This is a genomic window from Sphingobacteriales bacterium (genome assembly GCA_016711285.1).
Classification (GTDB): Bacteria; Bacteroidota; Bacteroidia; order Chitinophagales; family UBA2359; genus JADJTG01.
Window position 1 is genome coordinate 25,211 of sequence record JADJTG010000018.1, and the last position, 9,743, is coordinate 34,953.

Sequence of the window (9,743 nt, forward strand, 5' to 3'; positions counted from 1 at the left end):
GTTCGAGAAAAAAGAAGAAAAAATGATACTATTTGGTGTTGTTTTGCTGTTGTTGGACTTCTTTTTGTTTTTGTTGCAACATTTCCATGATCTGTTCGGGAGTTTTTCCCATATTATCCAAAGAAAACTGCACATCGTCCGCCAAATCGTGTTGAGGATACTTTTGCAAAAATAATTGGTAATATTTTTTTGCTTCGTTGAGGTTTTTCAAATCATTTTCGTTCATAAAACCCATTAAGAACAGGCTGTGAGGGGCTTTTTCGTAAGTTGGGAACTGCTCAGAAATAATTTTGTAGTTGGCAATACTTTTATCAAACTGACGAAATGTTTTGTAATATTCCGCGGATTTGAACAAAATTTCGGGGGCTAAAGAATCTTTGGGATATGCTGCTAAAAACTGTTCGTAGCTGCTCATCACCACGCGCGCTTTGGCAGTATCCAAGGTGAGCGCATTGCTATTGTCGAGCATTGATTTTTCTGAATCTTTGATGGTATTCAACAAATCATCGCGCGAAGCGGTAGCAGAAGGTTGGCGGCAGGCGGCGAGAGTTGCTATCAATAATATGATAGAAAGAAATGTGGATAAACGCATAAAAAATATTCTTGTAGAATTGTAGTTTTTAAATTAAAAAATATGATGCAAAGATAAAGCTAAAACAAAAAATTATGATATATAAAAATGCGTGTTATTTTGAGTATAGTCAATCTTTTTTTGTTGTGAGCTGTCGCTGCTGTGTACTACGGCAAAAGCTGCTTTCAGGCGTAGCAGTGGTTTTTCAATATAACGGTAAGAAAGAGCCGCTACCAAAAAAGTCCCGCCAAAACTCAAAACATACAGCAACATCATTTGCAACCATACGCCGGAAGTAGGCAGCCATCGTTGCACAGCATATATCGCCAAAGCTACTACAAAAGAATGATACATATAAATACCATAAGAAATTTGTCCCAAACGGTCTAAAATACGAGAACGCATTTGCAAAATACTGTCAGAATTGGTGGCAATATTAAGCAATACCACCGCATACAAACTGCTATATACTACATTTTCTATTACAGGCAAAGGCGGTGCAACAGTATGGAGCAACAATAAAATTACCAATGCCCCTATCAATGTTTTTTTAGCATATATCCAGTTCAAAATTCTTTGCTGCCGATGAAAATAAATATAAGCCGTCATACAACCGACCAACATACAATCATACTCCAGCAATCGTTGTATGCCCCAGATTATTTTTCTTTGAAAATCAGTAAATTGCAGGTAATCATGATGCTTATCGCTCCATAATAAAAACATTGCTGCTGTTTTTATTGCAAGTATTATAAAAAGTATGCGCCACAAACCTTTCCAAAACCTACCAATACCACGCCGCAGCGCAAAAGGCATCGCCAGATAGAATTGTTCTTCTGTTCCGATAGACCACAGCACGCCCACGCCAAAAATATGCCCGAAATACAAATATACCACATTGGGTAACATCACGAGCATCAGCATGAGTTTGAGTGCAAAATGCGGCTCTACACCATCGCCGAAATAAGGAGGAATCCACAGGGCAGGAAACACGAAAAACCCTAAAAACACCACCATAAAATACAGAGGCCAAATGCGCAAAACACGGCGTACATAAAAATTGCGCGTATGAATAGTACCCCTCGTGTGCTGTTCGGCGAGCAACAAATAGGTTATCAAAAAACCACTCAGCACAAAAAAAACTTTTACACTCTGAGTTCCTATATTGCTGATAAAAGGCAAGTGCATCAAATTGGGCAGTTGCGCTTTTTGTTTAAATCCTTCGATATGTGCCAGCACCACCCCGCAAGCTGCTAAACAACGAACAGCATTAAGACCCGAAAAATGAACCGAGGCTACAGGGTTTACGGCATTACTCATAGGCTTTTAGCAGTGCTTTATTATACCGCTGCAACAAGCAAGCCGTCGGCATAATCCTGTAAATAAGTGTAATACTGCCCTAATTTGCCTTGCTTGCAAAGGGTAGCACGCTCAATAATATCGCTGTGCGGCAGCAATAATTCGGGCAATACCACCTCCAAAATTTTTCTACCAAACTCCTCCGAAGCATCTTGCGGCAACTCATTAGGGAGGTTGTCGATACTCATTACCTCAATAGTATGTGGCTGATAAGGAGCAACTTCTTTCTCCCAATAAGGGTCGTATCCAAAAACAGGATCGCCAATGTGAGTAGCCCGCAAAGTAGAAGGCACTGAAGATTGCGGCGCAATATCGCAGGTGATGTCGGCAATTACGCGAATACGGAAATCGGGGCGGCGCATTTCTTCTTTTGAAAAATAAACAGGTCCTTCGGGCAACCAAAAAATACCGTTGATAAAAAGGTCGGCTACTTCGGTGTAAGGCGCAAAATCGCAGTAATAATCGTGCGGATGCTTGTAAAAATCCTGTTTATCGTAGGTATGCGTGCAGCGGTGCTTATACATATTTTCATAATGCAAATGCACAAATACTGCTTCATCAAATTGTTGTGTCAAAAAAGCCTCCGGCGACACTTCGCGGATACCTGCTGCCAACAGCGTTTCCCGCGAGCCATTGGGCACTTTGCCGTTGCCGGTATTGACAATTTTTACCGCCGGAAAGCGATAATTAGCATAATCGGCTTTGATGGCTTCAAAATTTTGGTAGCTGTATGCGGCGGAATATCGTACAAATTCAATTTTTCGCCAAAGCCTGCAAACCATTGTGCGCACCTACAATGCCTGCATATCTTCCAAATCCTATGATGCGTTTTCCATCGGGGCGGCGCAGACATTCGTAATCAATGAGACGAATTTTTTGGTCTAAGGCTTGCCGCAATAATTTTTGATTATGCGCTTGTTTTTTGATAGTATGCGAAAAAAACAAATACGTTTTATCGGCTACAATACAAGAAGGCGGCACTTCTTTTACACCCAACAAAATATCGCAATCGCTCAAATCCTGCTGCATCGGAATGTGTAAGGTTTCAAAGTCGGCATCGGAAAAACAACGGTGTGGCGAAGGAGCTACTGCCAATTGCACTTGCGGATAAGTATCCAGCAACAAACGGCATTGTTGCGGCGAAAGCGGTACACGCGCATCGGCAGGAATTTTTCTTCTCGCAAAATGCCTATCTTAATGGTATCGGTCATCGGGGAGTGTATGGTTGTTTTCTTCAACAAAGGTACAAAGCAATTTTTGAATAGCAGAAAAGCAACAAAAAGAATATTGCAAAACAAAGTTTTTTGTTTTACATTTTATTCAGTGGTAATTTTAAATAAAAAAATTAAAATATATTTTTCGTTTAAAATAAACATTTTAGAACAAAAAAACAATAAGAAATTATTTTTTATTCAAAATCGGGATATAATAAATAACGCTTGCGCATTGTTTTGTAGCGTTCCAAGTCTGACTGCCATACAGATTTGATGGCGGTTTCGTTTTTGCCTTCCGCTATTTGGCGGCGCAATTGTGTTGTTCCGGCTAATTTATCAAAAAATAAATCTTTATTGAAAAACTCAAATTTACCCTGATAATCATTGTAATAATCAAGGATATACGACAATGAAAAGCCGATTTTACGCAATTCTTCTAAAGGCAAAGCACTCAAATTGGTACCGTGGCAGGTTTCGTTTTTAAAAGGCGGATTTGGCGCACCCGTGTTGGATTGCGGCGTAAAACGATAAGAACCGAGATGGCATTTCGGGCAGCCCAACACCTGAAAAGGAATATCTGTGCCGCGCCCCACGCTAATGGGGGTGCCCTCAAACAAACACAAAGAAGGATACAGATATACGGCTTTCATATTGGGTAAATTGGGTGATGGTCTGACGGGCAGTTCGTAGTAGCTGCGGTGGGTATAGTGCAGACAGGGAATCACCTCAAAATTGCACGACATACCGCCTTTAAGCCAGCCCTCTTCGTTTATCATACACGCCAACTCGCCGAAAGTGCAGCCATGCACCACCGGAATCGGGTGCATACCTACAAAACTTTTCAACTCCGGCTCTAAAACGGGACCGTCCACATAAAAACCATTGGGATTGGGGCGGTCTAAAATCACCAAAAATTTATTGTGTTCGGCGCAGGCTTCCATAATATAATGCAGTGTGGACAAATAGGTATAAAAACGCACCCCCACATCTTGCATATCAAAAACCACCATATCCACATCGGCGAGGTCGGCGGCATCGGGTTTTTTGTGTTTGCCATAGAGCGACACCACTTCTATGCCGGTACTCGCATCTTTGCCCGAAGCGATGAGTTCGCCGGCTCCGGCAGTGCCCCGAAAACCGTGTTCGGGCGCAAATATTTTCACAATATCCAAGTGTTGCGCCCGCAAAATATCTACCAGATGTTGCCCCTTCACCTGCGAAGTATGATTGACCGCCAAAGCCAGCTTTTTACCTTTCAGCAAAGGCACATATTGCTCCAAACGAGCCGCCCCCACTACAATTGATGTATCGTAAAAAGATTGAGCCTGTGTAATAAGCGTTGTACATATCCCCCACCCCATCACCAACCAAGTAATAATAAGTTGTTTGGGTAATCTCATATCAGTAAAAACAAGCAAATATTTAGTTTTGTGTCAATGATACAGCAATAATGCTGATAGAAATAAGTATGCGAAGGTATTTATTTTCTGAAAAAACAAAACAATTTATTCATTCGCCCCTTTTTTACGAATAAAATTTCAAAATAACCATTGTCATTTTTCTTGATAAAAAACAAGTAAACAAAAGACATAAAAATATGATAATCAAACAATTATTGTTATTAATAAAGTATAAAATTTTTAAAAAAATGTGTTTTTTGTTATTTTCTTTTATAAAATAAAATAATACTTTCGTCAATATATCTAAGAACGCTATCTTTTACATTATTCTACCCTAAATTTATTTTTTTCAATGAAAAAGTTATTTTTTACACTGTGCCTATGTGTTCTACCAGCATCTATTTCGCATGCTCAAGCTGTTATTAATGGAAAAATACGCATCACTCCTGTTATTGATGTAATAGCAGGTGCAGAACGCAATGAACCTACTACTGCTTCGGTGTGGGTAGATGCTAAAAACCAGCACAGTCATCAAGGCGATACCAATGCCATTGATGATGCGGCAGGAGGCAAAGGCGGCAGCACTGACAAACCTACAGTGAGCAAAACACCGATTATTGATGTAATTATTGACGAAAACCAACAACCCGAGAATAACGGCGGAACGCAAAACAGGCATTTCATCTTGATAATATTGCTACAGGTTCGGCGATGGCATTGAGTGTTTTTCCCAACCCCGCCGCCGATTTTTTGTATGTAAGCGGACTCAACGAAGAGGCTACCATTGTATTGTATGATATGCAGGGCAAGCAAGCGGCTCAATTTGTGGGTACAGGCAACAGAATGGATATATCCGAGCTCCAAACTGGTTGTTATATTGTTCATATTTACAACCATTCAACAGAATTGTGGCGCGGCAAATTGCAAAAAGTAAAATAACTGCTCATTTTTTTCTCGAACAGCTTTTTCCGACTTTCTTTAATAAAATACAACACGAAGCATTTTATTTTTTGTAGTAGTAGATAAAGCAATTTTTTATCTGATAATTATTTTTTTTCCATAATTAAATCCCCCTTGACAACTTTACAGAAAAGTGTGTTCAAGGGGGATTTGTTCTTTTATAAAAAAAATAAAAATGTATCTCTCTATACGAGTAAGCGCATCGGCTCTTCCAAAAGGTCTTTTAATGTTTTGAGGTATTTTGCGCCCGTCATGCCATCAACTACGCGGTGGTCGCAGGAGAGGGTCATTTTCATCACATGTGCCACTTGAATAGTACCATTGATAACACGGGGCATTTCGCGGATGCTGCCCACTGCCAATATGCAACTATTGGGCGGATTGATGATAGCGGTAAACTCGTCAATATCCATCATACCCAAATTGCTGATACTGAAAGTACTGCCTTCCATTTCTTGTGGTGCGAGTTTGCGCTCGCGGGCTTTGGTCGCCATTTGTTTGGCTTCGGCGGCTAAGTGGCTGAGGGATTTTTGGTCAGCAAAACGAATAACAGGCACCAACAAACCGTCTTCTACAGCTACTGCCATACCGATATGGATGTGTTTGTTGTAGCGAATGCGGTCGTCGAGCCAAGCGGCATTGATGGCAGGGTGCTGACGCAATGCAATAGCAACGGCTTTTACGACAATATCATTGTAAGAAATTTTCACGGGTGAAAATTCATTGAGTCGCTCGCGGGCTGCCACCGCTTTGTCCATATTTATTTCGGTGGTCAGGTAAAAGTGTGGTGCGGAATACATACTTTCGGCGAGGCGGCGGGCTATCACTTTGCGCATCTGCGAAGTTGCCACTTCGGTAAATTCTTCTTCGCCGTTGTAGGCAGGAATGACGTAGGTGGGAGCGGCGACAGCTTCGGAGCTTTTGGCGGGGGCGGCGGCAGGAACGAAAGTTTCCACATCGCGCTTTACGATGCGCCCCTCATCGCCGGAGCCGCGCACTTGGCGCAAGTCTATGCCTTTATCGGCGGCGATTTTTTTGGCTAAGGGCGAAGCCAAGAGCCTGCCGTCAGAGGTTTCCTGTGCGGGTACGGGGGTGGCAGACAAAGGAGCAGCCACAGGTTCGGCGGCGGCGGGAGCGGCAGGCGGCGGTGTAGTGGCGGTACTTGCGGGGGCAGCACTATCGGCGGTGAGCAAAGCACTGATGTCTTCGCCGGCTTTGCCCAAAATAGCAATCACTCCTTCTACTTTGACGGCTTGCCCTGCGGGAACACCGATATGGAGCAGCACTCCGTTGTGATAGCTTTCCAGCTCCATCGTGGCTTTATCGGTTTCTACTTCGGCAAGTACGTCGCCGGCTTTTCACGGTATCGCCCACTTTTTTGTGCCAAGCTACAATATTTCCTTCGGTCATCGTGTCGCTCATACGCGGCATGCGAATTATTTCAGCCATTTTTCAGTATCTTTTCTTCAATGATTGGTTACACAAAATGATTAAGTATGGAATACCTGCAAAAGTATATCTTTTCTAAGACTCTATTTTTATTTTTTGCTGATGATTGAAATTTTTATTCATCGTTCTGCAATTTTCGTTGCGGGGCTTCCATAAAAAAAAGACTGCCTCACCAAAGGACGAGACAGTCTTGCTTGCATGTGCAAAAAAAGGTGTTAAAAAGATAGCTCATAAGTAATAGTAAAAATATTTCATTATACTATTATGCTATTCTTTTTTCATTTTGAAAATCTGCTCCCTTCCTTGTATTTGTATTTTTACAAAATATAAACCTGCCGGAAGCCCTGCCGTATGGAAATAGATTTGATAATTTTGTGCTGTTTCCACATCTTGGCGATAGCCATTCAAAACATTTCTGCCCTGCAAATCAAAAACTTCTATCACCGCCGTTCCGTTTTCGGCACTTTGAAAGCTCAATACACTGTAATCAGCAGCCGGATTAGGGGCTATTTGCGCTATAAATGAGGGAGCAGAAATGGAAGATGATGAAACAGTTCCCTGTTGTTTGGCAGGTTCTGCTTCTCCGATTTCAGAACAAGGTGCGATATATGCCCGAAAATCACAACCCGCCTGTGCGTTGAAGCCCGGATTTAAAATAATTTTTTTCGGCTCAACACTTGCGTTACACCGCTCTTTATCTTTTGAATACTTATTATACTAACACTTGTCTGATAAGTAACTATACCATTAGTCAATATGCCACTAAGACTAATCTTGGATTGGCAGGGCAGAATCGTAGCAAGGTTATAAAGGGCAAAACGGCTGGTATTTCCGCCCATATTGCCTAAAATACCCACCGGAATAAAATACCCTTCGGCTACTACCATCTGTTGTTCTTCTAACGTAAAATAAATAGATTGCTCATCTGCTGCTCCTGCCAAATCCACTTCGGCTATTGCTGTACATATTTTACCGCTGCCTACACGATTTTGACGGTTAAGGCGCGTAATAGCCACCTCACCATAGCCTGTTGTGGTGCTGGTAGGAAAGTGCCGATAGACTGCTGTCATATCTACGCCATACGTTCCGAGCCAAGAGTCATTAAAATCCAAAATATGTTATTCACCTGATTTGCATTGGGATATCATAATACACTCTAAAAGCAATTCCGTAAGAAGTGATGGTTGCATTTTGTGTATTATTCAGATATATATCCATCGAAATCAGGGTATTGTTGCTGGATGCGGGAGGCAAAATACCGCAGCTGCGTTTCTATTACGATAATGTCGGAAGAATCGACTCGGCAGGTACCAAAGTGCCATGTGTTTCTCCGTAATTTATCAATATAGCATTGGGATCATTATTGTCAATAATACCATTACCGTCACAATCGCTATGTTTCATATACTCGGTTGTATTATTAAATCCCCAATCAGGGGCAGGATTGCGCCTCCCAATTGAGGGAAGCATTCATCTGACCGGCTCCCGTATCTCCATAATTAAGTCCTGGCAACAAATCCAAATAATTGACGATATTATCATTGTTGGCATCGCCGAGCCATACACAATCGTCGTCTAATACCACACTGATGGTATCGGCAGCCACCTGATTACAAGCATCCATTACAGATATATGATAGTACCCGATTCTGTAATACTGATACTTTGTGTATTACCTATATTGATACCGTCTTTATCCCAAATATAAAATAGCGCATCGCTGACACCGCAATCCAAAACAATACTATCTTCCCCGCAGGTAATAAACATCTTCGCCCAACTCCCAAATCGTTTACCGAGCCGTTGATGGTAATTTCCTGACTAAGAATATCGCTGCAAAGCCGTTTCCTACCTTCAGAGAAACAGTATATGTTCGGCATTAGAAAGTGTACGTTAAATCCAGTGGTGGTGCTGACATCATTACCATTTACTTTCCATTGGTAGATGGTGGCACCGCCTGTGCTATTGTTGGTGAAGGTATATGTTGTACCGAGCAGTTGGGGCGGCGGTAAAGAAAACTGAGCTGCCACAGAACAAGGTACATTGTTGCCAATAAAGAACCTAACTTGATAATCCAATAATCATCAAGTCCCTGTGAGTTCTCGGTTTTATCGCCTGAAATATTAGAATAACTATAGCCTCCTAGAATATAGCCGCCGTCCGTAGTTTGAGAAATAGAAAGAGCCAATCATCACCACTGCTGCCAACCGTCTTTGCCATGCTATATTTCCATTCTCATTTAATTTTTACCACCCAATAATCAGCAATATAGCACACCGTCTCTAATATTAATATAATTTACCTCCAAGAATATACCCGCCGTCTGTAGTTTGTTGAATTGAGTTAAGCTAATCATAATCATTCCTCCAATCGTGTTTTGCCATTGTATATTCCCTTGATGCATCTAATTTCACTACCCAATAATCATTACGCCCCCGTGAGTTTTCGGTTTTATCGCCTGAGATATTAGAAGCACTGAGCCTCTCCCAGAATATAGCCGCCGTCCTGTAGTTTGCTGAATTGAAGTTAGATTATCCCAATCACTGCTCCCCAATCGTAGTTTCTTCTTAAGTATTGTATATTCCCTGAAACATCTAATTTTACCACCCAATAACTAGATTGCCCTTGTGAGGCTTTCGGTTTTATCGCCTGAAATAGAAGAATCTGCACCCCAAGAGTATAGCTTCTGTCTGTAGTTTGTTGAACTGATAAAAGCTCATCATAACCACTTCCACCAATTGTATTTTCTATCGTATATTTCTGAGTGCATCTAATTTTACCACCCAATAA

The 9,743-nt window shown here is 41.6% G+C and carries 11 protein-coding genes and 2 pseudogenes; 2 read left to right on the forward strand and 11 right to left on the reverse strand.

Features of this window, described 5'->3' with window-relative positions; genetic code table 11:
• Positions 1–28 precede the first annotated feature (28 nt).
• The 4 genes and pseudogenes from IPL35_17795 to IPL35_17810 form a co-directional block, all read right to left on the reverse strand.
• Positions 29–592 (reverse strand): tetratricopeptide repeat protein, encoded by a 564-nt coding sequence (locus IPL35_17795; protein MBK8445137.1) that lies wholly within the window; start codon positions 590–592, stop codon positions 29–31.
• 72 nt (positions 593–664) lie between these two features.
• Positions 665–1,891, reverse strand: coding sequence for an acyltransferase (locus tag IPL35_17800; protein MBK8445138.1), 1,227 nt, complete (start codon positions 1,889–1,891; stop codon positions 665–667).
• 20 nt (positions 1,892–1,911) lie between these two features.
• Positions 1,912–3,129: pseudogene (locus IPL35_17805) on the reverse strand (alanine dehydrogenase).
• Between the two features lie 209 nt (positions 3,130–3,338).
• Positions 3,339–4,544, reverse strand: coding sequence for a DUF1343 domain-containing protein (locus IPL35_17810; GenBank protein MBK8445139.1), 1,206 nt, complete (start codon positions 4,542–4,544; stop codon positions 3,339–3,341).
• A gap of 352 nt (positions 4,545–4,896) precedes the next feature.
• Here IPL35_17810 and IPL35_17815 point away from each other — a divergent pair, with 352 nt between their 5' ends.
• Together IPL35_17815 and IPL35_17820 are read left to right on the forward strand one after the other, a co-directional pair.
• Positions 4,897–5,265: a hypothetical protein gene (locus tag IPL35_17815; GenBank protein ID MBK8445140.1), complete on the forward strand. Its 369-nt coding sequence runs from the start codon at positions 4,897–4,899 to the stop codon at positions 5,263–5,265.
• Positions 5,256–5,483, forward strand: coding sequence for a T9SS type A sorting domain-containing protein (locus IPL35_17820; protein MBK8445141.1), 228 nt, complete (start codon positions 5,256–5,258; stop codon positions 5,481–5,483). The genes IPL35_17815 and IPL35_17820 overlap by 10 nt, the downstream gene beginning before the upstream one ends.
• 206 nt (positions 5,484–5,689) lie before the next feature.
• Here the strand turns inward: IPL35_17820 and IPL35_17825 are convergent.
• The 7 genes and pseudogenes from IPL35_17825 to IPL35_17855 form a co-directional block, all read right to left on the reverse strand.
• A pseudogene (locus IPL35_17825) lies at positions 5,690–6,953 on the reverse strand (pyruvate dehydrogenase complex dihydrolipoamide acetyltransferase).
• A gap of 267 nt (positions 6,954–7,220) precedes the next feature.
• On the reverse strand, positions 7,221–7,430 hold the full coding sequence (locus IPL35_17830; GenBank protein MBK8445142.1) for a T9SS type A sorting domain-containing protein: 210 nt from the start codon (positions 7,428–7,430) through the stop codon (positions 7,221–7,223).
• Between the two features lie 173 nt (positions 7,431–7,603).
• Positions 7,604–8,065, reverse strand: coding sequence for a hypothetical protein (locus IPL35_17835; GenBank protein MBK8445143.1), 462 nt, complete (start codon positions 8,063–8,065; stop codon positions 7,604–7,606).
• 163 nt (positions 8,066–8,228) lie between these two features.
• Entirely contained in the window at positions 8,229–8,423 is a 195-nt protein-coding gene (locus IPL35_17840; GenBank protein MBK8445144.1) for a hypothetical protein, read from the reverse strand.
• Entirely contained in the window at positions 8,386–8,577 is a 192-nt protein-coding gene (locus IPL35_17845; GenBank protein ID MBK8445145.1) for a hypothetical protein, read from the reverse strand. The genes IPL35_17840 and IPL35_17845 overlap by 38 nt, the downstream gene beginning before the upstream one ends.
• Positions 8,578–8,629: 52 nt before the next feature.
• Positions 8,630–8,983, reverse strand: a complete 354-nt coding sequence (locus IPL35_17850) for a hypothetical protein (protein ID MBK8445146.1) — start codon at positions 8,981–8,983, stop codon at positions 8,630–8,632.
• A gap of 496 nt (positions 8,984–9,479) precedes the next feature.
• Positions 9,480–9,743 (reverse strand): hypothetical protein (locus IPL35_17855; protein ID MBK8445147.1); only part of this gene is annotated, 264 nt, incomplete at its 5' end.

What these genes read in the sequence shown, in the direction of transcription:
- IPL35_17845 (MBK8445145.1), bottom strand. Translation starts at nt 8,577, where the DNA reads ATGGATGCTTGTAATCAGGTGGCTGCCGATACCATCAGTGTGGTATTA.
- IPL35_17820 (MBK8445141.1), top strand. Translation starts at nt 5,256, where the DNA reads ATGGCATTGAGTGTTTTTCCCAACCCCGCCGCCGATTTTTTGTATGTA.
- IPL35_17810 (MBK8445139.1), bottom strand. Translation starts at nt 4,544, where the DNA reads ATGAGATTACCCAAACAACTTATTATTACTTGGTTGGTGATGGGGTGG.
- IPL35_17795 (MBK8445137.1), bottom strand. Translation starts at nt 592, where the DNA reads ATGCGTTTATCCACATTTCTTTCTATCATATTATTGATAGCAACTCTC.
- IPL35_17840 (MBK8445144.1), bottom strand. Translation starts at nt 8,423, where the DNA reads ATGCTTCCCTCAATTGGGAGGCGCAATCCTGCCCCTGATTGGGGATTT.
- IPL35_17800 (MBK8445138.1), bottom strand. Translation starts at nt 1,891, where the DNA reads ATGAGTAATGCCGTAAACCCTGTAGCCTCGGTTCATTTTTCGGGTCTT.
- IPL35_17815 (MBK8445140.1), top strand. Translation starts at nt 4,897, where the DNA reads ATGAAAAAGTTATTTTTTACACTGTGCCTATGTGTTCTACCAGCATCT.